Here is a 24802-nt window from a genome sequence, read left to right as displayed (position 1 = left end):
ACAGGAGGAAAGAAAATGGAGCCGAGAATTGATGAAATGGTATTAATGGTTCAAAGATGGTTAAACACAACTTATGGAGATGATAGTAGATTCAACAAGGTTGAAGAAAATGGAAAAACTGGGTGGAATACTATTTATGGCTTAAGAAGGGCATTACAAATTGAAATTGGAATTCAAGAAACAAGTGATAGTTTTGGACCATCGACATATGCAAAATGTCCTAACATTAATCAGGGAGATGAAGGTAATCTTGTATATATTGTTCAAGGGGGATTATGGTGTAAAGGATATAGTCCTGGCGGATTTAATGGGTATTATGGTAATGGTACATATGCTGCAGTAAAACAATTGAAATCAGATATGGGATTTCCGACAGCATCAGGAAATATGAATCGAGACATTATGAAAGGCTTGTTAGATATGAGTGCTTTTGTCTGTCTAGCATCTCAAGGCGGGACAGAAGAAATTCGTTCTATTCAACAAAAATTAAACTATGATTATTATGATTACTATCAAATTTGCCCATGTGATGGATTATACAACAGAGAAATGAATAAAATGTTGATCTATGCTTTACAAAAAGAGTTAGGAATTGCAAAAGATGATGCAACAGGGACATGGGGTCCAACAACAACTAGTTTATGTAAAGCAAAAACATATTCAATTGGAGATTCAAATAATATTATTAAACTTATTAGATATGCAACTGTATGTAATGGTTTTTCTGTAAAAATCAATACAAACATTTATGATAGAGAACTAGAATTAGTATTGGATAAATTTTCTGAATCACTACTAATTCCAAAAGCATCAGGAGAAATTGATTATACTGTTATTAAATCTTTATTAAGTAGTAATGGCGATGTAGATAGACCAGCCAAAGGGTGTGATACAGCAACCCAATTAAATCTTAAGCAGATTAAAACCATAAAAGAAGCAGGTTATGAAGTAGTGGGCAGATATCTTACTAATACACCTGGTGGTACATTAAATAAGCGTTTAACAATTGAGGAAATAAACAATATAAATAATGAAGGATTAAATATTTTTCCTATTTTTCAAGAAGTCGGGAGATCAGTTGAAGCATTTAATGTTACTACAGGTCGTGAGAATGGTCTAAAAGCTTATAATGCTACTCAAGAATTGAACATTCCTGTAGGAACTACAATATACTTTGCGGTAGATTTTGATCCAACAGATGATGAAATAACAGAAGGCATTATTCCATATTTTAAAGGAATCAAAGAATCTGAAATCAATAATGATTATATTATAGGTGTTTATGGTACAAGAAATGTATGTTCTCGATTGCGAAAAGAAGCATCTATAAGAAGATTCTTTGTTTTAGATGCATCATATGGATTTAGTGGTAATCTGGGATTTACAATGCCGTCAAATTGGTGCTTTGATCAATTTTGCACAGATATCGAAATTGGTACGGGAGAAGGTAAAGTTGCAATTGATAAAGTAGCAGTATCGGGTATTGATAAAGGTTTTTCCGGTGAAAGTTCAAAAACATTTGAAGTTTATACTATAATTAGTCGATTATATGATTTAGCTAGAAATTATACAAACGGAGATATAAACAAAAGTAACTTATTGGTAACTCAATATCTTCGACAAAGAAATGGTCGCTATAATGATGATATATGGGATTTAACAGGTGGAGCACTAGATACAAATTTTGAATCATTAGCTAATGAACAAGTTAAGAATTCTGATAATCTTTCATTTATTGATCCAGTTAAAGGCATTGAGTATGATTTTGACCACTTTATGGCATCATTAAATGCAGTATTCTATTTATCTGAAATTCCTGGTTTTGATTTAAATTGGGAAGTTTTTGATCCACTAGTAGATATTTTTGCAACATGGGGTGGCGATTTGACAACGTATTCAGAAGATGTACAATTAAAAGGTGGGGATGATTATGAACTTTATGCAAATACTATGATTTGTCGAAAGGAAAATACTTCATCAACATTTAGTTTGGTAGATTATTTAACTGATATTGATGCATTATTATTTGGATATTTATTTAGCGAAAAATCTGTTGCTGATATGTTCTATGACTATTTTATTGAAGATAATTCATTATTAGCAAGAAGTAGAACAAGACTATATGTTAGAAATGCATATGGAGATTTGGAAACCTTTGCAAATGCAGTGAGAACTTTTCAAGATGGACTATTTCCAAATCTACCACAATTTATGGATCCTATGAATTATTTAAAGGTCAAAATTACGAGTAGTGGAGAAGTCCCTGAATTAAAGTATAGACGTGCGGCTGCAGAAGCATTTATTAACTTTGTAACAGAGGAGTTTAATAATTAGTATTTATTAACTATAGTGTATATCAACAGTAGTATACACTATAGTTTTTTTATTAAGCATTTGCTATTTCTTAACTCTAAAAAAAGTGCTATGAGAAAACAAAAAACTGATATTGAAATGATTATGAATTTAATCTTATGTATCTTATTAATTTTTCTATCAATATTTTGTTGATAAAGTTGAAAATCATATTCATATAGTTTTTTTCCGATTTCAATATCACTCTTGTTGCAAAGATTATATTTATCCTGATACATTTCTTTTAGTTCCGGATAAAAAAGATAGTTGCTTTCGCTTCTAAATAGTAAGTATTTGTTGATGAGTCAAAATCTTTAATTTCAATATCACTTCTATATTTATAGTCTTGTATATCCCTTTTTTAAAACATTGATTAAATTCTTCAAGAAGTTGAAAATAAGTATCAAAATATTTCTTGTCAAGAGTACCGTTTAAAGTAAATTCACAAAAGGCAAAACTGTCTTGAAATGAATTGTCGTTGTTATATGCATGAATAGAAATATAGTCATTAAAATGTATACGTTCATAATCAAGCAAAGAACAGCCAAAAAATAATTTTTTGATTAAATCTTTATTATTTTTGTGATAATATATTTCATCAGATAAACCTTCTGCATATCCAAATTTTTGGTTAGCATGAAAAAAGAATTATCATCTCGATTATTCATATATATATTTTCTCTATGAGTGAGAAAGTATATCGATGTTATGTTAACGAGTATAAGTGCTATAGATGTAATGATTAGTTTTTTCATATAGTACCTCCAATTATATGTAATAACTAAAATGTAATACCATATTTTATTTTAAACAAATAATGTAAAAATGCAATTTATATTATAAATCAGTCATATTTGAGAGTATGGTTTAAGAGTACATAAAAGTATAATAAAATATTGTTTAGAAATTGAAAGCATCATATCTTTAAATGGTAGTAATGTAGAAAGACGTGGCTGTCTATGTAATACAAAAACAAATCAAAAAGAAATAAAGTATGTTGAGTTTTCACTTAATGGTGTGGAGCTTTTTACAAAAGATATTTATAGATTTAGAATTATTATACATGTTTTAGAATTTCCATCTGATGATACGAAGTTCTTCTTATATGTATAACAATAAATGCAAATTATTTGAAGAAATGTGTAAAAAATAATAAGTTTTATTTTTTGATTAGCTCATCTATATATTATAGAACCATCTTATTAAAAAGAGGTTTTTTTGAGTAGATGATTTATTATATCAGAGCACCGCCTCCAATGATTTAAAGAAATTTAAATTATTGGAGGTATATAATGTATAAAGTCAATGACTATGAAAAAGAAGATTTTAAAAGAATAACAAACAAGGATGGATTAAATACATATTTTATAAAAGTTAATCGAATATATGTAGAAGTAGATAAAGAAATATATTTAACTTGTCTTAGAAGTTACATGAAAATAAAGTATAACAAAGAAAGAGAAGTAGCAAATTCAGTCCAGTATTATTCGGACATGGATTTAGCTACTTCTTTTATTTTGCAAAAATAAGAAGTTTGATTTTGTTCATCAAATATACGTAAGTGATTTAGCAAAAAAAGCAGTTCAAGAGATTTATCGATTACCAGATCAATATAAAAATATAGCAATCTGTATTTTTTTAAAGGAAATGACAATTTCAGAAACAGCGAATGAATTGAATATACCTGTTTCTACAGTAGGAAAAAGAAAGATAAAAATACAACAAATTTTAAAAAATAAATTAAAAAAGTGAGATAAATATTTGTGTGTTATGCTGTATCATCTATTTACAGTTTAAAGTATTATTACGAAATAAAGTGAATGTTTTAATATTATATAGATGTAGTGTTGGTTAACCAGTGATATGATGATGTCATAATATATTTATTCCAATCCTTTCATAATTTATGTACTGAATTTATAGATTTTTATGTTTTGATGAAATTAGTAAATCAATTTCATCAAAACATATTATTGAGTTTATAAATCTGCTAAATCATCTACGTCATCTACTAAATTAATGAATTTATGATGAAAACATTTTGTTTTTAATGTTTTAAATGATATAATTAAATAGTGATAATTCTTAATTATCGTTAATTAAATATTATGGAGTAAAACAATGGAAAAATTTAAATTTGTTAAAAGAGATACAGAATTAAGTAATATTATGTACAACTTGAAATCAAATAAAATCATATTATTAGATGCAAATAATAAAAGTGGTTTATCTCATTTTTTAAAGAAGATATGGTTAGATTTTTGTAAAGATAACGAAACGTGTTTCTATATTGATGGAGAAGAAAACCAAAATTTATCACAACAAATTTTGTATGAGGTTTTAAGTTATGCAAATAATACAGAATTGGAGCACAAGTTAAAAAATTATCCCAAAAAGAATGTTATTCTTGCAATCATAAAATCTTTAATATATCCTTTAGATTTAATACCCTATATTCCAAACATAGGTTCCACAATAGTTAATTTTATTGATTGTATAGATGAAACTTTAGACGTTGATATTGAACATGTTCATGATTATAAAATAGAAAAAGCAATTTTCAAACTATTTTCTAAATTAGATAATACAATATATTTCATAATAGATAATCCTGAGAAATTATCTAGAGATTCATATAACTTTTTAATAAAGTTATATGAATCTTTTGATGTAAAGATAGTACTTGCATTTCCAAATTGTAACATTGATAAAAAAATGGAAATTATATCAAAAAATTTTTCTTCTAACGCTTTAAATATAAAACAATTAAATGATTATTTTGAAAGACCAGATAATGAACTTATTGAAGCATTATTTGTATGTTATGAAAAAGAATATGACAAAAATTTGATAGATTATTTTGAAAAATATAATAGAAATATTCACGTGATAATGGCATATTTAAAAGGATTTAAAGTTAATTTGGATATTTTATCAGAAGAAGAAACTCATATACTAAAAATACTTATTGTATTAAATACTGATATCAATATTAATGTATTATTTAAAATATATAAGAAGAAAAATCTAAAGTATTCAGAAATCGAGTATAATGAGTTTAATAATTATTGTGATATTTTAATAAAACATTGCTTTATTAAAATAAACTCAAATAATCTTATTGTGCTAAATAAAAATTTAATAAGTGAAGTTCTAATTGAGATACCATTTATTGAAAAACAAATAATTACAACACAAATAATAGATGTAATTGAAACAAGCAATCAAATCACAATAGCTCAATGTGAATTTGCAATAAATCATCTATCAAAAGATTATTCACGAAGAAAAGAATTTATTTTTAAATTAATAAAATTAGAATCTTTTTATGAATGTATTAATTCAAATTATTTAGATATGATATTCTCTTTTAATAATTTAAACGAATTAATTAAAATATGTTCTTTATATTACAATTTACATATATTTGATGCACCGTATATAAAAATGCAGCAATATAAAAAATATCAAACTAATAGAGCATATAAAATATTATTTGCTTTAATTACAGAAAGATTGCATATTGGACGATATGCAACTCGTTTAGAAAATATAGTCAAAGAAACTGAGAATATTGATCAAAAATGTTTATTATTATCTACTTTATTTGTAGCTTATTTAAATACTAATAGTGATGATAAGAAATATTCTATGTTGCAAAACCCAAAAGATCCATTTTATTATAAAAAGTTTAGTAAGTCTTCTAATTATCCATATCTTTTAAGAAACGTAAGTTATTATATATTAAATGTAAATGAAGGAATTAAAAATTACAATTATTGTTTATCTCAATTCAAAAATAGGGACCCAATAAATTATAATAGAACTATTTCTAATTACATATGCTATTTAATGAAAAATGATAAAAATAAGCAATGTATAAGTATTTTGGAATCTAAAATAAATGAAGTAGAACAAATACTAAGTTTTAATGATGAAAGATATATATATCTTAACGTAAATTATGGCCTATATTTAATGAAGTACAACAAAGGTAATCCAGAAAAATATTTTAAATGTATTACATATGCATCTGGAACAACTGAAACACCATATATTTATGCACAAATTAATTTGGCTATATATACTCTTAAGAAAAATCCAATAAAAGCACTTGAAATAATGGATGTAATTGAATATAACGTTCAAAAAACTTCAGTTATTATGACTAAACAATTCTATATGATAAATAGATGCTTAATAGAATATGCAAATGGCAATTATGATTATGAATTAATAGCTTCAATTAGAAAAACACCTTTTAGAGGTGATAAAAAATATGTCGAAAATCTATACATTGAATATAAAAAACGTTTTGACAATAATATAGTTTATACTAATAGTGATTGGAATAAACTATATTGTCCAGGATATCTATTTTACAGATACTATGATGTGAATAAGCTATTTATTTAATCGTGAAAAACCTAAATCTAAAATATGTAAAATTATTTCATCATAGTTCTCAAAGCCACAATTTAATAAACTTTTTACTGAAGCACTGTGTATACCTAAATTCATCATTGCATTAACTTCTAAAAAATAAGGTTCTCCTGTGCTTTTTTCTACTATGTAATCAATCCTTGCATAGTCACAGGGCTGAATATGTAAAAAATATTTTTTGGATATGGAGATTAATTTTTTATTAAAGTGTTTATCTTTACTTAAATGTATAGACATACCTCCTTCTGTCCTCCTTTTTTGGCTATTAGTAATTAAATTGCCTTTTTTATCTGATGTTGAATAATGAGGTGTTGCTATAATTGGTGTTCCTTCTTTTGTATTTAAGAAAGGAACACCATATAAAATGCCATCTATGAATTTCTCAACTATTACTTCAACACCATTTTCATAATATTCCTTTTCTTTTTTAGTACCAACCCCCAATTTTCGCATAAACACGTTTCATCAATACCATGTGATCCACTACCAAATCTAGGTTTTATGAAATAAGGACCATCAAATGGTGGAGTAAATGGTAAAGGGTATCTTTTAGAGGCTATTAACCATGGAGCAGTTTTTATTTTAAGATGCTCTGATAAATCTTTTGACATACTCTTATCTTCTATCAGTGCTCTTATATTAGGGGCTGCTCCTATATATTCTAACTTATAATATTCGCATAAAGACTGAACAAAAATTTCGCAGTTTCTAAATCCTATTCTATTGTAAAGAGACCACACTATATCAAACTCTTCATGGTGTTCAATCAAATAATTAACATCATTAGTAGAATAAAAATCTATATTATATTTTTTTAAAAGTTCATATATTTTTATATGATATGTTTCAGCATAAAATTTTTCTTCATCATTTTTTGTTTTTATCAACATGTTGTTTGTTGGTGCAAATTGTGCTAAAAATAATAATCTTGCCATACTTACTATACTCCCCTCTCATTTTTTGAGTAACGATAATTAAGAATTATCGTTAATTAGGTAGTGATAAATGTTTAGTTTTCATATAATTTTTGACAAAATATGTATTTGAAAACAAGGAGGAAATTATATGGAAAAGAAAGAGTTAAATGTATATTTAAAGGAGTATTTAGATGATTGTTTGTTAAGAAAGAGGCTAAGTGAGAAAACCTTATGTGCTTATAAAATTGATTTAAAACAATTTTTTGATTTTATTGATCAATCGTATGTAGATGATTTTAAAAAATAAATGAATATATTTTATATTTAAATCAACGATATACTAAACATAAGACTATTAAGAGAAAAATAGCTAGTATTAAAGCGTTTTATATGTATTTAGAATATAGAGAAGTAATTGAATTTTCACCATTAAAAAAAATAAGAACTAAAATAAAAGAACCAAAAGTTCTTCCTAAAATTATTCAAAAAGAATATCTTGAAATAATATTTCAATGGCTTGTTGTTAACTTAGAAAGTGCTAATACTGAATATAAAAAAAGAATAGCTCTGCGAAATTTAACTATTATTGAATTATTATTCTCAACAGGCATTAGAATATCGGAACTTTGCCATTTAAAAGTAGAAGATATAAATTTTCAAGAAAGGTTATTGAAAATATTTGGAAAAGGATCAAAAGAAAGAATTATTTATATAGGAAATGATGATGTTATGAATTTATTAAAACTATTGATAAAGTATAATAAAAATAACAAGTATTTATTTCTAAATAAGTTTAATAAACAATTATCTGAGCAATCAGTTAGGATATTATTAACTACTATTGAAAAAGAAAAGGGACTATCAACTCATATCACACCACATATGTTTAGACATACATTTGCAACTACATTGTTAGAAAAAGAAGTGGATATAAGATATATACAAAATATATTGGGACATAGTTCAATTTCGACTACTCAAATATATACACATGTAAATTCTTTGAAGCAAAAAGAGATTTTAACAAATAAAAATCCGATGAATGACTATAAAGAAATAAATTGGAAGAGTATATGAAAACTATACTCTTTATTATTTAAATTACTATTAAAAAGTGATAAAATAACTATAGATAATACACGATTATCTATAATTTATAGGAGAATATAAAAAGATATGAAAATAAATCAAAAAAAGTAAAAGAATTCTACAATAATATAAACGACGTATGGGAACATGATGTATGGCATAATTATTCATATAATTTAATAAAAAAATTCTTGAATAGTTATACTTTTAAAACTGAATCAGTAATTTTAAATGCTGGTTCTGCCGGAAATGATTACGGAATTAAGTGCAAAGAAATGATCCATGTTGATATAGCAGATAAAAAATTAAAAGGTATAAAAAATTCTATTGTTGCAAATATAGAATGTATGCCATTTGAATCAGACAAATTTGATTACATAATATGTGTTGGAAGTGTTATCAATTATAGTGATGCTTTTGCATCATTATCTGAGTTTTATAGAGTTTTAAAGAAAAATGGCATTTTGATATTTGAATATGAAAATAGTAAAGGATATGAATATCTAGGGAAAGAAGAATTTAAACAAGATGCTATTCTTACAAATATCATATATATGGGAGAAAAACATCAACAATGGTTATATTCATACAAATATATTGAAAGAATTTTAAATGAATTGAATTTTAATGTTTTGAAAAAAATCCCATTTCATATTTGTGATGGCTTACTTTCGCATTTTATTTGTGATACCAATGCTGTGAATATGGGAAATATTCTAGATAAAGTATGCAAACAAATTCCATTTATAAAAAATCATGGAAATAACAATATCATGATTTGCAAAAAATAATTATATCTATTTCTTCTTTGAAATAATAAAAGTAGTTATAGATGCAATAACAGCACTACAAATAGATCCTATTGTTATATCTAAAGAAATACGTAGATATTTTAGTACATAGGTATATACTATTATAATAAATAATGGCAATAAAATAATGAATGTAAATAAAATAAGAGTATTTCTTTTTTTGATCTAATTTGTGGTAAGGCTCCAGAAGTATCATCTTTATAGTTTTCTAGTACTGAACACGCATTAGTTAATATTTTAACATTTGATGTTTTGTTTTTTAAGAGATTATTTTGTATCTTATCATAAAAGATATCAATTTGATTCTTATATACATCTAAATTTTCAGGAGTCATTAAAGGCATATACCAATTATAAAAATAATCATAATAAATTGAATGTACTATATTTAAATAAGTAACATTATTCATTAAAGGCATATTATCATTTGATTTTATATATAAAAATGCTTGAAAAGAACTTTCATAATTATCTAAGCCAAGTGGCAAGACATAATAAGGTGCATCAATTTTTCCAAAGTCTTCAAGACACAATATTTTAATTGAAATTCTACTTTCTTTATTTATGGCTTTTCCGTCTTCTTTATTGCTTATTTCAGTAACATAATAAGATACATTAAAATTATTTGTTGAGTAATAATTCTGAATCAAACTAAAATAAATAAGAAAAACTGTATTAACCCTAAATTGATCATATGTAGCTAGATATTCATCTATTACAATTTTTGAATTTTTAAGATATGTAGTCATAGATAAACCAATCACTTTATCATTGAAATATAAAACAAAAGCAATAACTTCAAAAGGGTTATTGTTTTCTCTACTTTTCTGTATCCAATACGTTATTTCATTTGAATTTGTTTTTATTTCATAAGGAGTTGTATCATTATAGATTTTCAGAGCTTTTATATAATCTTCATCAGAAGTTTTATTTACTCGTTTTATAATAAATTCATTTGATATCTTATCTATTCTCATAATTTAAATCTCCTTATATACAGATAATCGTGTATTAACATTAGTTTGAATATTTTTAGAGCATTAATAAAGACATCATTTTAATGCGATATCTAATAAGTAGACTGTTTAATAATAGAAACTTTTATCTCATATTTTTTAATAATTGAGGTAATCATGGTTTCTATTTTTTTATTTATGCATATATAGTGTAAAAAAATGTGTTAAATTTAAGAGTTATATAATTGTAATAAGCAAAATAATCGTAAGCGTCAAATGAAATAGCACTGATATTTATAAAACAAATCATATAAAATGTAACTACCAATTGAAAAGGAGGTTTAGCTACATGAAATATGATTGGAAAAAGATCATTGATGATCAGCTGAACAGTGGACTCACTGTTAATAAATACTGTGATGAACATCATCTTGCTCTCAGCTCTTTCTATAAAAATAAAAGGAAGATTCAAAAGGATTCGGTTTCTACTGATATCTTTCTGCCTGTTGGAGTTATTGATGACATGCCAGCTCTTGTATCGATGAATATTGATGGTCATACTGTTGAATTTGATTCTTCATTGCTTGATAAAGTCATTGGTGCATTAAAATGATCATTAACACCGATGAAATCAAGAATATATATGTTTCAAGCCATTATGTTGATATGCGAAAGTCGATTGATGGTTTGACACAGATCGTGAATCTTCAGTTTCAGATGAATGTTCTTGATCATAGTTTGTTTATCTTTACAAACAAAGCCAGAAACAGGATCAAGATACTCTATTATGAATCCAATGGTTTCTGGCTGTTTATCAAAAGACTTGAACATGGCAGGTTCAAGATTGAAGAACATGATGATTCCAATACAAGAAAAATAACTTCCACTCAGCTCAACTGGCTTCTGGAAGGCCTTGAATTTGAAGAAAAATTCAAAGAAAAACAGCTTCTCATCTAATAATTCATATTGAAATATGGTACAATACTATTCGTTGAATTATTAAGATATGGAGTGAATTATACAATGAATCTGAGAAATTTAAGTCAGGAAGAACTAATCAAAAAAATCAATATGCTTGAAGAAAGAATCAAAAGACAGGATAACGAGATCAATGTTTTAAGTGAACAGTTAAACTGGTACAGTCAGCAGATCAGACTTCAGCAGAAGAAGCTTTTTGGTTCATCATCAGAAAAAATTGTTCTTCCTGACCAGATTTCTCTTTTTGATGAAATTGAAATTGAATCAACTCCAATCAAAGCAGAACCAAAACTTGAAGAAGTGACATATAAACGAAAAAAGAAAAACAATAAACGTGGCATTGATATTTCATCATTACCCGCTGTAACAAAGATTTATGATCTAGAAAACAAGAACTGTCCTGACTGTGGTGAACCATTAAGAAAGATTGGTGAAAACATCAGAAAAGAACTTGTCTATCATCCTGCAAAATATGAAGTTATTGAGCATGTTCAATATGTCTATACCTGTGACAGATGTGAGGAAGATTCATTAAAATCAAAAATATTCAAGGCAGATATGAAAGCTTCCGTTATCTATAAGAGTTTTGCATCACCATCACTTTTATCATATATTATTGATAATAAATTCAATAAGGCATTGCCTTTATACAGACAGGAAGTGATGTTCAATCAGATTGGATTGAAACTATCAAGACAGACAATGGCCAACTGGATGATCAAGCTTCATGATGAATATTTCAAAAGAATGACTGATTATATGCATAAGACACTTCTTCAAAGTGAATATCTGCATGCGGATGAAACAACAAATCAGGTTTTGAATGTTCCAGACCAGAAACCAACAACAAAATCCTATATGTGGGTATACAAGACAGGACGAAGTGAAGACAAGCAAATTGTTCATTTCATTTATGAAAACACAAGAGGTCATGAACATGCAAAGAAACATCTTGAAGGATATCATAATATACTTCAGACAGATGGATATCAGGCCTATGACAAACTTGATGATATCAGACACATGGGATGCTGGGCACATTGTCGTCGAAAGTATTTAGAAGCACTTGATGGTGCACCATCTGATACAGATCTAAAAGGTACTGCAAGTTACAGACTTCTTCATAAGATCAATAAGCTTTTTACGCTTGAAAAGAAATTAAAAGGCAAAAGCTATGAAGAGATCAAAGACACAAGACAAAAAGAAGCAAAGCCAATCATTGATGATTTCTTCAAGGATGTCAAGGAATGTGCAAAAGTAGCAGTTGAAAAGACCAAACTCAGCCAAGCCTTAACATACAGTATCAACCAGGAAGAAAACTTAAGATTGTATCTTGAAGATGGTCGTATTGAAATATCCAACAATCGAGCAGAAAATTCAATTCGTCCATTCTGCGTAGGTCGTCGCAACTGGCTGTTTTCAAACACAGTTAAAGGAGCAGAAGCAAGTGCAGCAATCTATTCGCTCCTTGAAACAGCAAAACTTAATAATCTCAAGCCATATGATTATTTTGAATATCTTTTAACAGCATTAACTGAAATAGATATTAATGATGACAAGGAACTAGAAAAGATCATGCCATGGTCAAAATCATTACCAGAAAACATATATCTGACTAAAAAATCGTAGAAATACGATCTTTTAGTCGTTAAATGAAATCCAATAAATACTTACAGTCCTATTATAGTGTTTCTTCAGCATTATTTATAGGGCTTTATTATTTGACGCTTACAAATAATCATAATAGGTATATAAAATTAGCTGTATAGTATTTTGAAATCTTATGCTATATATTACATATAATTTGATATAAAATAAAAATGCAAATTATTTGTATAAATGTGCAAAAAATAATAAGTTGGATTTTTTAATAGTCTATTCATGTATCATAAAACCATCTTATTAAAAAGAGGTTTTTTAGAATAGATGATTTATTATATCAGAGGCCCACCTCTAATAATCAAAAGCTGATTATTGGAGGTATAAAATGTACAAAATATATGATTATGATATAAACAGTTTTAAAAGAATAAAAAATGGGAAAGAATCATATGCTTATTTTATTAAAGTCAATAGAGTATATGTGGAAGTAGATAAAGAAGTTTATTTAATTTGTCTTAGAAGTTATATGAAAATAAGATATAATAAAAAAGGGAAGTAGCAAATTCAGTCCAATATTATTCGGACATGGATTTAGCTACTTCTTTTATTTTTAACAGAAGTAAATATGTTGATTTTGTTCATCAAATATACATTAAAGATTTGGCTAAGAAGGCTGTTCAGGAGATTTATAGATTGCCTGATCAATACAAAAATATAGCAATCTGTATCTTTTTAGAGGAAATGACAATTTCAGAAACATCAAAGAAATTATATATACCTATCTATACTGTTGGAAAAAGAAAGAAAAAAATAGAAAAAATTTTAAAAAATAAATTAGAAGATGGCGAAAATATTTTTTAGTTTCTTATGTAAGAAGTGAAGGGATATTTCCCTGAAGGAGGAAACTAAATGAAAGAATTAAAAGTATTTATTTATTGTAGAGTTTTATCTGAAGAAGCAAAATATCTACTTGAGTATCAAGAGGATATACTTAAAGAATATGCTGATATACTCAATGCGGATGTTTTTGCAGTAGCAAGAGAGATAGGTAGTGGCAAGCATTTTGGAAGTAGAGGGATGGAAAAACTTATATATTATATTATTAATGAGAAAATTGATGTTATCTTTATTTATGACAAGACAAGAATCTGTATTTATGAGGAACTGTTTGCTGAATTTAAGATGCTTTGTGACAAGCATGAAATTGATATATTGACAATTGAAGACTTGAAAAAATTAACTTCTAAAGATTTTCTATTTTTGAGCCATGATTAATTATCGTGGCTCTTTTTATGTTCATTGTAGAAGTCCGCCATTTTTTCTGACTATCAAAAAGGAGGATGAAAAAATGGTATATAATCATGCAAAAGAAAGAGTTAAATGGGAAAAATGGAAAGAACAGGAAGAAGAGTTATTACAATCATTAAATGTGGATGAAAATATTATTGTAGAGCTTAGAAAATATGATTGGAATGCTTTTAAACTGGAACGTAAAATAAAAGAAAGACAGAACGTCACATCAGATACGTTTTTTTACAGTTTTCCGTATTATGATAAAAAAGAGATACGTAGCGTTGAAGATTTACTAAATGAGATTGAGGATGAATCATTACTTCATTATTTATATCAAACAGATCAAACAACCTTGACGATAATACTTCTTAAAATCTTAGGATATTCTACAAAGGATATATCAGAGATACTAAAAATAAAACCATCAACTATATATTCAAAGATACATCGTTTAAAAAATAATTTAAAAAAGATGTAAAAAAATAAGTATTTTCAACGGCTATATAATGAAAGGGTTAATAAATCCTTGGGAGTACATTGAAAATTGAATAACAATACTAATAACGTTACTTGTATGTTAGCCCAGTCATAAATACGCCTAGACCATCATTATGAGAGCGATAACTATTTGATGATAAACATAATTTGCAACTATGAGGCGATGACCATGCAAGAAGATAATGATACGCATAATGAGTCACAGTCCGAACAATAATTAAATTGTCGCAGGCAAGACATTATATAGGTGCAAATCCTATGAATTCTTTTATAAAGAATCGTGGAACTGCAATTGCAAAGCAGTCTATTAGTATTGTAGAAAACATATAGAAATAAAACTAAAAGTTATCAATTGTTTATTGTAGGATAAATTCATCGTTTGATAGCTTTTAGAGTACATATAGGAAAGGGAGTGATGAAGGTGATTCATAATATTGAAAGAGGAGAGATTTATCTTGCAAATCTTAATCCTTCAATAGGTAGTGAGCAAAGTGGGATAAGACCAGTTTTGATTATTCAAAATGATATGGGCAATTATTATAGTCATACAACTATTATTGCAACCATTACGTCTAATGATAAACATAAATCCAAATTGCCAACACATTTTTTTATTAGGTCAAGAGATGCTTTAACAAAAGATTCAGTTGTATTATTGGAACAGATAAGAACTATTGATAAAGCTAGATTGATCCGAAAACTAGGGAAGTTGAATGGTAGAGAACTGAATTTAGTAGATAAATGTATGTTAATAAGTTTAGGTATATATAAGTAATGGAAATGGAGTGAATACAAGTGGAAAATAATATGTTTGTTTTTTCAGGTGCAAATGTACCTATTTCAGAAGTCGCAAGGATAATGAAGAAGGATAAGCAATTTGTTAGAGTTGGCATTCAAGAAAATTGGTTGCCTATAGGGGTAGCATATAAAAAAGAAGGATCTAATGAGTATTCATATTATGTTTCGCCGAAAAAATTATATGAATATACTGGATATATTTATAAAAAATAATGATGCAAATAAAAAAATCGCACATTTCTCTTTTTTGCAACTTTCGTTTATCATTTGTTTGGAAGGGGAGATTGAAATGAAACTACCAAATGGTTACGGAAGTGTTTATAGATTAAAGGGGACTCGCAGAAACTCTTATAGAGTTGTCATTTCTCAAGGATATAGTCTTGAAAATGGTAATGTAAAATTAAAAAGAACAACTTTAGGATATTATTCTACTAAAAAAGAAGCATTAGAAGCATTAACAAATTATCATGAAAATCCATATGATATAAAAGCAGAAACAATGACTTTTCAGGAATTGTATATGAGATGGAGTGAAGATCATTTTAAAACATTATCTAACAAATCATCCATTCGAACATATAAAGCAGCTTTCAATCATTCTAAACCTTTACACAATATGAGATTCAAAGATATTCGACCTAATCATCTAGAAGGAGTCATAGAAAATGCAGTGGTTGGAGATGCAACAAAATCTAGAATGAAATCAATGTATAATTTGATGTACAGATATGCCATCAAATATGACATTATTGATAAAAATTATGCAGAGTTGTGTAATTCAGTCAAGGTTAACAAGAAGAATATTAAAGTACCATTTACAGTTGAAGAAGTTCATAAGCTGTGGGAATTTGTCGATAAAGTTCCTTTTGTTGATATGGTCCTTATAGGTATTTATTCAGGGTTTAGACCTATTGAATTGACAATGATAAAAACAAAGAATGTCCATCTTAAGGAAGGGTATATTATAGGTGGTACAAAAACGAGTGCAGGAAGAAATAGGATAGTTCCTATACATCCTCAAATTGAGTCACTTATAAGAAAACGATATGATGAAGAAAATGAATATCTATTTTCAGATTATAACATCTTTACACGAGAAATATCTCCTCTTACTTATGATAAATATAGAGGAAGATTTAGAAAAGTGATGTCGGCAGTTAATATGAATCATACACCTCATGAAACAAGACATACTTTCATTACGCAAGCAAAATATTGTAAAGTCAATGAATATATTCTTAAAAAGATTGTAGGACATGAAATTAGAGATGTAACTGAAGCGGTTTATACACATAGAAATATTGAAGATTTAAAGAAGGAAATAGTCAAAGTCAAATATTAGATTTTGGCTTTTTTATTACATGAATTTATTGATTTGTGTGCAACCTGTGTGCAATAGATTCGTAAGGTGTTTCAAAAGAACGCTTCCAAAACGCACCAACAGACTTGTGAAAACGTATATATATCAATGGGTTACAGCTGTGCAACGTGTGTGTAATTTGTGTGCAACAGTGTGTGCAACCTGTGTGCAACGTGTGTGCAACCAAAAAAATCTGTCGAAATCTCACAAAATCTCAGCTGATTTTATTAGAAAATCCATAAATCACAAAAATGATGAAAATAAAAAAGTCCTGATAAAATCAGAACTTTTCGTTGTAATTAGGATAAAGCTAATTATTTACTAGCTTCTTCAATAGATACTGCGAATGACTTTTTTATAGATTATATTAAGGCTCAGTAAGTCTATTTCAACCTGTAGAAGTTCTTATAAATCAATAATTAATTCAATAATATAAAATATATAAAACCCTGTTAGTAATTCACGAAATTTTTTATCAACCCACAAGGTCTTATTAATTCTATAGAATGCCTGTTACACTATTCGGCTGTAACTACAGAAAGTGTATTTTTTCTATTTCACTGATTAGTTCCTCTATATTTCTATGAGTATACACTTTTTCAGTAATATCACGTATTTCATGACCAACAATTTTTTTCAAAATATAATCATTAATTTTGCATTTTTTAGCATAAGTGATAAATGTATGTCGTGTTTCATGCGGAGTATGATGCATGTTTAATGCTGTCATTACTTTTGAAAACCTTCCTCTATATCTATCATAGGAGAGAGGTGTATATTCATGTTCAAAAGCATTATAGTCATTAAACAAATATTCATTATCAGGGTTATATTTTTTCTTAATTATTGATTTGATTTCTGATTTAATTGGGACAATTCTATTTGTTCCAGCTTTTGTTTTAGTACCACCAATAATGTAACCTTCCTCTAAATGGATATTTTCATTTTTGATACTTATTAATTCTATGGGTCTAAATCCTGTGTAAATTCCTACTAATATCATATCAGCGAAAGGAAGATCTTCTGTATGTTCCCACATCATTTTGATTTCATTATGAGAGAAAGGAATTTTTTCTTTTTTCTTTCAACTTTAATTGAATTACATAGTTCAGCATAATTTTTATTAACGATATCATACTTTAAAGCATATCTATATATTAAATTATACATTGATTTCATTCGTGATTTTGTTGCATCTCCCACATCAGCATTTTCTATGACTCCTTCAAGATGATTAGGTCGAATGTCTTTAAAACGCATGTTGTGTAATGGCTTTGAATGATTAAATGCTGCTGTGTATGTTCTAATCGAAGACTTATTATTTAATTTTTTAAAATGTTCTTCTGACCATTTCTCATATAATTCAGCAAAAGTAATAGATTCAGTTTGAATATCATAAGGATTTTCATGATAATTAGTAAGAGCACTTAATGCTTCTTTTTTTGTACAATAATAACCTAATATCATTCTCTCTCTTTTGATATTGTTTTTGACTCGCACATATCCTTTAGTCAAAACAACCATATAAGGATTTCTTCTATTTCCTTTCAATTTATAGATACTTCCAAATCCGTTTGGTAATTTCATTGCTACCACTCCTTTCGCTGCTATTATAGAATAGAAGATATAAGAAATGAAATGTATAAAAATTCTATGAGTACATTTGACAACTACTCCGTGTATATATATCCTGTATATTCATATAATTTTTTAGGTGAAACATAATATGAATATTCCGAAGATCCTTCTTTTCTATATGCAACACCAATTGGAAGCCATTTTTCTTGAATTCCAATTCTTACAAATTGCTTATCTTTTTTCATTATCTTAGCTACTTCAGAGATAGGTACATTGTTGCCACTGAACTGTATAATATCTTGTTTGATCATAACTCTAATTTCCTCCTTTTCTTATAGGTATAAGTCCAAGACTGATTTTTAGACGTTTATCTAAAATTTTCATATATTTAGGGGATAACTTTCCTATATATTTAATAATACGTTTTTCATCAATAACTTTAATTTGTTCCATCATCACCAATGAATCATATTTCAGACCAACATGTTTTGGAATAACATAATGTGTTGGAAGGTGATGTTTGGAATGGGCTTTACTTGTAATACAGGCTACCAATAGGGTAGGGGAATATTTATTACCTACATTATTTTGAACAACTAATACTGGTCGGATACCTCCTTGTTCAGAGCCGAATGGCTTATCTAGATTTGCTAGATAGATTTCTCCACGTTTGATATGCATACTTGTTCCTCCTTTATGTAAGCATCAGATAATATTTACAATTATCTGATGTGATTTTTTATGAATCATAGTTTTCTATTTATCCCTGATAACCCGAAAACTAGAGGGAATCCTATTGGACAAGATATGGCTAGTATCTTTCACAGAAATTTCATCTTTGTGTGGTATCTCACACAACTGCATTGCAGGAGTATCATGATCCCTCATCTTATTTCATTGCTGAATGATTGCCAGTCATTTTTACATTGAGATGTTGATCGCTCACTATAAAAATATGATTATATATTTTTTATAGGTCATGGCGTATCCAATGAATAGCTCATAAGATGGGAACGTATCCAATAGGTGTTATTCGGTTTTCAAAGAGCTAGATTCAAAGGGATTAATACCCCCTCACTATATATGCGTTTTGATAACCTCATTTTCGCCATTTTTATAAAACTTTTTTTAATTTTTTTATTCTTTTATAGATTTGATTGGTTGTTAGTCCAGTTATTTTTGAAATTTCCCTAATAGAATAGCCTTGAATTTTCAACATTATTATTTCCAATATTTTTTCATCACTATTTTTTAGATACTCATATAATGCTTCATTTTCAATATCATCCAACAAATCATTTAGTGATAAGTACTGTTTTTTATCATAGATAGATCGATTGATAAAAAAGTTATCATCAAAAAGCAAATGTCTAGTTTTATATCTTCTATCAGCTTTGAACTGTTCATAATCATAATCTCTTAATTGATTGATAAGTGCTTGAGGAACGCTTAATGCTTTTAAAATTTCTTCTTCTTTTTCTTTCCAAGCATACCATTTTTTATACTCATTTTTATAATTATAATTCATAGTGACATTACCTTGAAATTCTGATAATTTCATTCATGACTTGAAATAAAGAAGATAATTCAACCAAATCTACATCGTAATGATTGCAAAAGCATTCAAAATCATTACATACTGATATATCAGAAGAAATAATGCTTTTTGAGATAATCATGATTTGATCAATAGAACGTGCTCTGATTTTTTGAATAATACATGATTCTTTAAATGAATTAAAATTGAGTTCCTTTCCTATAAAACGATACGTTCCGCATAATATTGCTTTGGATAAATCAATATTTTCCCTAATTAGTTTTTCTTGGTACTGAAGCACCTCCTTTGCAAATGGTGATGGATTAGCTTTTACAAGCACAAGTATTTTTGTTTTCGCCATATTCATGGTCTCCTTTCTGAGAATTTCATTCTCACTAGGATTCGTTACTGTTTGACGAGTTTAACAAATGATTTTTTAAAAAAAGAAGAATTTTTTCTTCCTCCAGTTTAATGCTTGTTGAGATATATTTAATTTCTTAGCAACTGATGCTTCAGTTTCTTCCTTAAAAAATATTGAATATATAATAAAATATTGTTCATCATTCAATAATTTTATGGCTTTAGATAGATTATGTAGTAATTCTTTTTTATTGATTTGTTCAATATAATATCTATCCATATCTATAATACTATTTAGCATAAAATCTTCTTCATAAGCTATTTGAGAAAGTCCTTGTTTTCTTTTTATGGATCTGTACGTTTTCATATAATCAGCTTTGTATAGTCTATATACTTCTATGGGAACTTCTATAAATTTCTTTCCGCTCTTAATAAAGTACTTTTTATTATTATTTATTTTAATCTCTTTAAAATCTCTTTTTTTATAATCAAATATAATCACACATTGTTACTCCTTTCTTTGAATTTGATTTCAAAGAAAGGAGGGAGGCTGATCGAGGATAAAAAAGAAGAAATTAATAGAATAGTATAAAAATAATCTATTAATTTCTTCATGGTTAAATGTTTTATATTTAAATAAACTAAGTAAGAACTCGACATCAGCAAGATGAATTATAATAAAATAAGCTTTTTTTAAAACATAACATCGAGAAACGTATCGATAAAAATAGATGTATATGATAACCATCAGAATTTTTCCCCCTTAACTCTATTTAGTAAAGAATTCAGTTTATGTCTTATGTCAATAACAGTATTTCCTTCTGTGCTAAGGGTTTCTATCAGATGAATTTATAAATTACAATATGTAAAATATATTTTTATATATAGCTCTAATGCACTTATTTCTTAAAGAGACTAATTATAAAGATTATTACTATATAGTTTTTCTTTGGAAAAAATTAGCAATATTTTTGTTAAAAAGAGTAAAAATAGAATATAATTTATCCTTTTAAAGGATAATGATAAGAATTTGTTGTAATATAAGTGAGGGTATAAGTAGAATGAAAAGTAAAATATTTTTAATATAAACATGTAGAAATCCACAAATATTTTGTAGTAAATTTTATAAAATTAATTTTATTAGTTGTTTTCTATTTCTTAATTGGTATATTATTTGATGGAGGTAATTAAAGTGAATAGGATTAGAGAAATAAAAAATTTGAATAAATTAAAATATAGTTTGCATAAACAATGGATTTGGGGAATAAAGAAAATTTTTATCTTAGTCAAGACTATTTGCAAAAAATTAATTTTAGTATTCAAGATTTAAATAAAGAAATCCAATATTTATCTAAGCCAACTATGAAGGATGTAATATATGTTATCGTATTGATTGATTGGATAAATGAATCTATAGAAAAAATTCAACAGCTTTTAAAAAAAGGATTAGGAAATAATTATATTTACCAAGATTTAGACCTAGTATTAAAAGCAAAGGGATATTTAAGAGCGATACGTTCTTTTGTTGTTGCACATCCTTTAAGTACAAATCGTCATAAAAAATATGGTTTAGATGGAGATTTTATATGTGTTGATATAAGGTCAAAGACTTCTCCATTCGTTAAAATGGATGCTTATAAAAATCAATGGTTTTATTTAAGCGTTGATGGTATGAAAAGTAATGCAATAGGTCAGCCTATTGACTTTGTTTTGTATGGATATTCTCAAAGCATCGATCAAAATAAGTTTTATAAATATATTGGTGTTAGTTTTTCAGATCTATATGGTGTTGCAGAATTGTTGGTTGATAGTTTATATGAACTAGATAAGAATTTGAAAAATTTAAAAAAGAAGTTATAAAAAAGTGAAACAATCAAACGAAATTTTAATTATATTTTTTTCATAGACCATCTGAGCCACTTGTAATACTTTCTTGTTTTAACTCCTTTTTTCGGAGTCTATCCTCTGGTTTAGAAGTCATCATTTTTTTGATTAATGTATAATGACATTGATAATTATTTATGGAGGTCATTGTTTATGTCAAAAAATTGTGCTAAAGCTAAACCAAAAATTATGAGTCATATCACTTTCAATAAGCTTTTCTTCAATAATGATGATATGTGTAGAAATTTCTTTTTGAATGTTTTTCATCCTTTAGGATTTGTTTGTCCTGAATGTGGTTGTGTTCATTTTACTTTACTCAAGTGTAGAAATAATGTCTACACTTGTTCTCAATGTTCACATCAAGTCTATCTTTTTGCAGGAACTATCTTTCAGGACAGCAAATTACCATTATATACACTTCTTTATGGTATATTCCTTTTTATCACTTCTACAAAGGGTATTTCCGCAGAAGAACTGTCACGTCAACTGGGCATCAACAGAAAAAGTGCTCAGTTGCTATGCCATAAACTGCGTTATTTGATGTCTTTGGATAATGGCTGTTTTGATTTGAAATCAAAATTCATTGAAATAGATGGATTTCACATTGGTGGCAAATCTCATAATGGTAAGAGAGGGTTGGGAACTGACAAACAACCCTTTTTAGTGGCTCTTGGTACAGATCAGCTTAACAACTATCCCAATAGAATAAAACTGCTTCAAGTAAAAAGCGAAAACAAGGAAGAAGTAAAAAGGCTCATGAAACATATCTATTACGATAAGGATACAACAATATGCACTGATGGTGACCCGGCATATCACTATTTAAAGGATAGAGTACATCTTATCAATCGCGTTATAGATTACAAAGAATCAGATCATCTTATGTATTGGATAAATATACAGATATCAAATATAAAAAGTAATATAGATGGAATCTATCATGGCATAGCGAAAAAATATATCAATGGATATATACAGGAACATGCCTGGAGATTCAATCATAGATATAGAGGTTTCAAGCTTATGTTTTCCATGATGAGAATTATCAGTTACTCAATTGTAATGACTAGAAAGATGCTTAAAGATTACTACAATAAAGCAAGTGTGTCTGATGGTCTATGATATTTATTTTTTATTGAATCAAAATTTTAATGATTGTTTTGTCTGGACTTTGGTGGTCTATAATTTCCTTTTTTATATGTGTGGATTTTTCATCAAACATAAATAACGAAGTTGAGATATCTAAAGATACATCAATTTCTATTTTAAAGATAATGTATTCAGCCTTTTTATATATTTTAATTACTAGACTTATGCCTTCTTTATTCAAATTATTTAAGGTACATATATCAATATATTTTTCTAAATTTTTTATTAAAAGATAATCATTTAATATTTTGTCTTCATCAATATTGGCTATATATATAACATCAAATTTATTCAATCTTAGTTGAATTATTTTTCTAGTCATAATATAATCTAATACTGGATTTTTAGAAGTATATGGAATGTCTGTTTTATATATTTTATCTAATGCATTGTGAATAGAACTTACTATTTCAAAGTTATCTTGTGATTTAGCAATGTTTTCTATTTTTCTTAAAATATAATATATATTATGTTTTTCTTCAGAAAGTCTATAAGCTAATTTACTAGTTTCTGAATACATTTTGCGAGTATAGTTAGACTGTAATAGTTTAGATTGAATTTCTAATTTTTGATTATAGCTTTTTACTATATCTATAAATAATTTTATTGATGCTGTGCACATAATTACAAATTCTAAAGACAAAAGGACATAGATTTTATAGTCAAAAATACCATATACTATACTTTCACCTATAGTTGTTAAAATTGATAGTAAACAAATGATAAATATTGAGAATGAATTAAATTCAAATAATTTATTTTCTGTTTTTATTATTTTTAGTTTTTTAATTATTTTTGTTAACCAAATAATACATAAGAAAAAAATAACACGAGAGAGAATAATTGTGGTTATTAGTAGTTCTTGATGAAAGTTAATTTGATTAATTTTTATGCCAAAAATTAATGATATAAAATAAAACGAACTAATATTGGAAATAAGCAATAAACCCATCATTAGACATGGTAATAGTAAGTAAAGTATATTAATTTTTTTGTTATAAAACATAATGAAATTGTCCAAGTTGTTACTAATGAAAAGAATAACAATTCATTGTTCATAAAATAATTATTTAAAATAAAAGTTTCGATTAAGGTAATCAATGTTATAATGAAAATTGTGTTGAATTTTTTTGTGTCAGAAAATATATTAACCAAAAAATAACTAATTATGAAATCCTCAAAAAGAGTCATTAAAA

Annotated in this window: 29 protein-coding genes; 18 read left to right on the top strand and 11 right to left on the bottom strand. The window is 26.9% G+C overall.

Features of this window, described 5'->3' with window-relative positions; genetic code table 11:
- Positions 1-15: 15 nt before the first annotated feature.
- The 3 genes from NMU03_RS01380 to NMU03_RS01370 all read left to right on the top strand — a co-directional run bounded on the left by NMU03_RS01380 (position 16) and on the right by NMU03_RS01370 (position 6768).
- Positions 16-2334 (top strand): glycoside hydrolase domain-containing protein, encoded by a 2319-nt coding sequence (locus NMU03_RS01380; RefSeq protein ID WP_290140636.1) that lies wholly within the window; start codon positions 16-18, stop codon positions 2332-2334.
- 1310 nt (positions 2335-3644) lie between these two features.
- Positions 3645-3881, top strand: a complete 237-nt coding sequence (locus NMU03_RS01375; protein WP_290140634.1) for a hypothetical protein — start codon at positions 3645-3647, stop codon at positions 3879-3881.
- A gap of 592 nt (positions 3882-4473) precedes the next feature.
- Positions 4474-6768: a hypothetical protein gene (locus tag NMU03_RS01370; RefSeq protein ID WP_290140632.1), complete on the top strand. Its 2295-nt coding sequence runs from the start codon at positions 4474-4476 to the stop codon at positions 6766-6768.
- On the opposite strand, the gene NMU03_RS01365 is transcribed toward NMU03_RS01370, so the two are convergent.
- Both NMU03_RS01365 and NMU03_RS01360 read right to left on the bottom strand, forming a co-directional pair.
- Positions 6757-7239 carry a D-alanine--D-alanine ligase family protein gene (locus NMU03_RS01365; protein WP_290140630.1) on the bottom strand — a complete coding sequence of 161 codons (483 nt, stop codon included), beginning with the start codon at positions 7237-7239 and terminating at the stop codon, positions 6757-6759. The genes NMU03_RS01370 and NMU03_RS01365 overlap by 12 nt on opposite strands.
- Positions 7185-7730: a D-alanine--D-alanine ligase family protein gene (locus NMU03_RS01360; protein ID WP_290140627.1), complete on the bottom strand. Its 546-nt coding sequence runs from the start codon at positions 7728-7730 to the stop codon at positions 7185-7187. Before NMU03_RS01360 ends, NMU03_RS01365 begins: the two co-directional genes overlap by 55 nt.
- A 130-nt stretch (positions 7731-7860) precedes the next feature.
- Between NMU03_RS01360 and NMU03_RS01355 the strand changes: the two genes are divergently transcribed.
- The 3 genes from NMU03_RS01355 (at position 7861) to NMU03_RS01345 (ending at position 9592) form a co-directional block, all read left to right on the top strand.
- Positions 7861-8019 (top strand): site-specific integrase, encoded by a 159-nt coding sequence (locus tag NMU03_RS01355; protein ID WP_290140625.1) that lies wholly within the window; start codon positions 7861-7863, stop codon positions 8017-8019.
- A gap of 83 nt (positions 8020-8102) precedes the next feature.
- A complete protein-coding gene (locus NMU03_RS01350) occupies positions 8103-8789 on the top strand; it encodes a tyrosine-type recombinase/integrase (RefSeq protein ID WP_290140623.1) in 687 nt (228 codons plus the stop codon).
- Between the two features lie 203 nt (positions 8790-8992).
- Complete coding sequence (locus NMU03_RS01345; RefSeq protein ID WP_290140622.1) at positions 8993-9592, top strand: class I SAM-dependent methyltransferase; 600 nt, start codon at positions 8993-8995, stop codon at positions 9590-9592.
- Between the two features lie 122 nt (positions 9593-9714).
- Here NMU03_RS01345 and NMU03_RS01340 read toward each other — a convergent pair whose 3' ends face one another.
- The gene (locus NMU03_RS01340; protein ID WP_290140621.1) at positions 9715-10590 is read right to left on the bottom strand and encodes a hypothetical protein; all 876 of its coding nucleotides are present in this window, start codon (positions 10588-10590) and stop codon (positions 9715-9717) included.
- A gap of 328 nt (positions 10591-10918) precedes the next feature.
- On the opposite strand from NMU03_RS01340, the gene tnpA reads away from it, so the two are divergent.
- The 10 genes from tnpA (at position 10919) to NMU03_RS01290 (ending at position 17080) form a co-directional block, all read left to right on the top strand.
- Complete coding sequence (gene tnpA, locus NMU03_RS01335) at positions 10919-11182, top strand: IS66 family insertion sequence element accessory protein TnpA (protein WP_290138208.1); 264 nt, start codon at positions 10919-10921, stop codon at positions 11180-11182.
- Positions 11179-11526, top strand: coding sequence for an IS66 family insertion sequence element accessory protein TnpB (gene tnpB / locus NMU03_RS01330; protein WP_290140619.1), 348 nt, complete (start codon positions 11179-11181; stop codon positions 11524-11526). Before tnpA ends, tnpB begins: the two co-directional genes overlap by 4 nt.
- Before the next feature lie 66 nt (positions 11527-11592).
- Positions 11593-13176: an IS66 family transposase gene (tnpC, locus tag NMU03_RS01325; RefSeq protein ID WP_290140618.1), complete on the top strand. Its 1584-nt coding sequence runs from the start codon at positions 11593-11595 to the stop codon at positions 13174-13176.
- 358 nt (positions 13177-13534) lie between these two features.
- Positions 13535-13708 (top strand): hypothetical protein, encoded by a 174-nt coding sequence (locus NMU03_RS01320; RefSeq protein ID WP_290140616.1) that lies wholly within the window; start codon positions 13535-13537, stop codon positions 13706-13708.
- Positions 13709-13842: 134 nt separating this feature from the next.
- The gene (locus tag NMU03_RS01315; RefSeq protein ID WP_290140614.1) at positions 13843-14010 is read left to right on the top strand and encodes a sigma-70 RNA polymerase sigma factor region 4 domain-containing protein; all 168 of its coding nucleotides are present in this window, start codon (positions 13843-13845) and stop codon (positions 14008-14010) included.
- A gap of 48 nt (positions 14011-14058) precedes the next feature.
- Complete coding sequence (locus tag NMU03_RS01310; protein ID WP_290140612.1) at positions 14059-14424, top strand: recombinase family protein; 366 nt, start codon at positions 14059-14061, stop codon at positions 14422-14424.
- A 73-nt stretch (positions 14425-14497) separates the two neighbouring features.
- On the top strand, positions 14498-14920 hold the full coding sequence (locus NMU03_RS01305; RefSeq protein ID WP_290140610.1) for a sigma factor-like helix-turn-helix DNA-binding protein: 423 nt from the start codon (positions 14498-14500) through the stop codon (positions 14918-14920).
- A gap of 435 nt (positions 14921-15355) precedes the next feature.
- Positions 15356-15715, top strand: coding sequence for a type II toxin-antitoxin system PemK/MazF family toxin (locus NMU03_RS01300; protein ID WP_290142401.1), 360 nt, complete (start codon positions 15356-15358; stop codon positions 15713-15715).
- Positions 15716-15735: 20 nt separating this feature from the next.
- Positions 15736-15951, top strand: a complete 216-nt coding sequence (locus tag NMU03_RS01295) for a hypothetical protein (RefSeq protein ID WP_290140608.1) — start codon at positions 15736-15738, stop codon at positions 15949-15951.
- A gap of 76 nt (positions 15952-16027) precedes the next feature.
- Positions 16028-17080 (top strand): tyrosine-type recombinase/integrase, encoded by a 1053-nt coding sequence (locus NMU03_RS01290; RefSeq protein ID WP_290140607.1) that lies wholly within the window; start codon positions 16028-16030, stop codon positions 17078-17080.
- Between the two features lie 550 nt (positions 17081-17630).
- Here NMU03_RS01290 and NMU03_RS01285 read toward each other — a convergent pair.
- The 7 genes from NMU03_RS01285 to NMU03_RS01255 all read right to left on the bottom strand — a co-directional run bounded on the left by NMU03_RS01285 (position 17631) and on the right by NMU03_RS01255 (position 21075).
- The gene (locus NMU03_RS01285) at positions 17631-18137 is read right to left on the bottom strand and encodes a site-specific integrase (RefSeq protein ID WP_290140606.1); all 507 of its coding nucleotides are present in this window, start codon (positions 18135-18137) and stop codon (positions 17631-17633) included.
- Positions 18137-18685: a tyrosine-type recombinase/integrase gene (locus NMU03_RS01280; RefSeq protein WP_290140605.1), complete on the bottom strand. Its 549-nt coding sequence runs from the start codon at positions 18683-18685 to the stop codon at positions 18137-18139. The genes NMU03_RS01285 and NMU03_RS01280 overlap by 1 nt, the downstream gene beginning before the upstream one ends.
- A gap of 83 nt (positions 18686-18768) precedes the next feature.
- Positions 18769-18987, bottom strand: coding sequence for a hypothetical protein (locus tag NMU03_RS01275; protein ID WP_164483545.1), 219 nt, complete (start codon positions 18985-18987; stop codon positions 18769-18771).
- Between the two features lie 4 nt (positions 18988-18991).
- Entirely contained in the window at positions 18992-19357 is a 366-nt protein-coding gene (locus tag NMU03_RS01270) for a type II toxin-antitoxin system PemK/MazF family toxin (RefSeq protein ID WP_087360406.1), read from the bottom strand.
- 433 nt (positions 19358-19790) lie between these two features.
- Complete coding sequence (locus tag NMU03_RS01265) at positions 19791-20204, bottom strand: sigma-70 RNA polymerase sigma factor region 4 domain-containing protein (protein WP_143746975.1); 414 nt, start codon at positions 20202-20204, stop codon at positions 19791-19793.
- Positions 20205-20211: 7 nt separating this feature from the next.
- Positions 20212-20574 carry a hypothetical protein gene (locus tag NMU03_RS01260; protein WP_087360412.1) on the bottom strand — a complete coding sequence of 121 codons (363 nt, stop codon included), beginning with the start codon at positions 20572-20574 and terminating at the stop codon, positions 20212-20214.
- Positions 20575-20649: 75 nt separating this feature from the next.
- The gene (locus NMU03_RS01255) at positions 20650-21075 is read right to left on the bottom strand and encodes a hypothetical protein (protein ID WP_290140599.1); all 426 of its coding nucleotides are present in this window, start codon (positions 21073-21075) and stop codon (positions 20650-20652) included.
- A gap of 749 nt (positions 21076-21824) precedes the next feature.
- Between NMU03_RS01255 and NMU03_RS01250 the strand changes: the two genes are divergently transcribed.
- Both NMU03_RS01250 and NMU03_RS01245 read left to right on the top strand, forming a co-directional pair.
- Positions 21825-22433 carry a hypothetical protein gene (locus tag NMU03_RS01250; protein ID WP_290140597.1) on the top strand — a complete coding sequence of 203 codons (609 nt, stop codon included), beginning with the start codon at positions 21825-21827 and terminating at the stop codon, positions 22431-22433.
- 177 nt (positions 22434-22610) lie between these two features.
- Entirely contained in the window at positions 22611-23579 is a 969-nt protein-coding gene (locus tag NMU03_RS01245) for an IS1595 family transposase (RefSeq protein WP_290140595.1), read from the top strand.
- Between the two features lie 10 nt (positions 23580-23589).
- On the opposite strand, the gene NMU03_RS01240 is transcribed toward NMU03_RS01245, so the two are convergent.
- A complete protein-coding gene (locus NMU03_RS01240; RefSeq protein WP_290140593.1) occupies positions 23590-24612 on the bottom strand; it encodes a hypothetical protein in 1023 nt (340 codons plus the stop codon).
- Positions 24613-24802 lie beyond the last annotated feature (190 nt).

The organism is Allocoprobacillus halotolerans (genome assembly GCF_024399475.1).
Lineage (GTDB): Bacteria > Bacillota_I > Bacilli_A > Erysipelotrichales > Coprobacillaceae > Allocoprobacillus > Allocoprobacillus halotolerans.
Note: the sequence above shows the minus strand (reverse complement) of the source record. Positions and strands in the feature narration are given on the sequence as shown.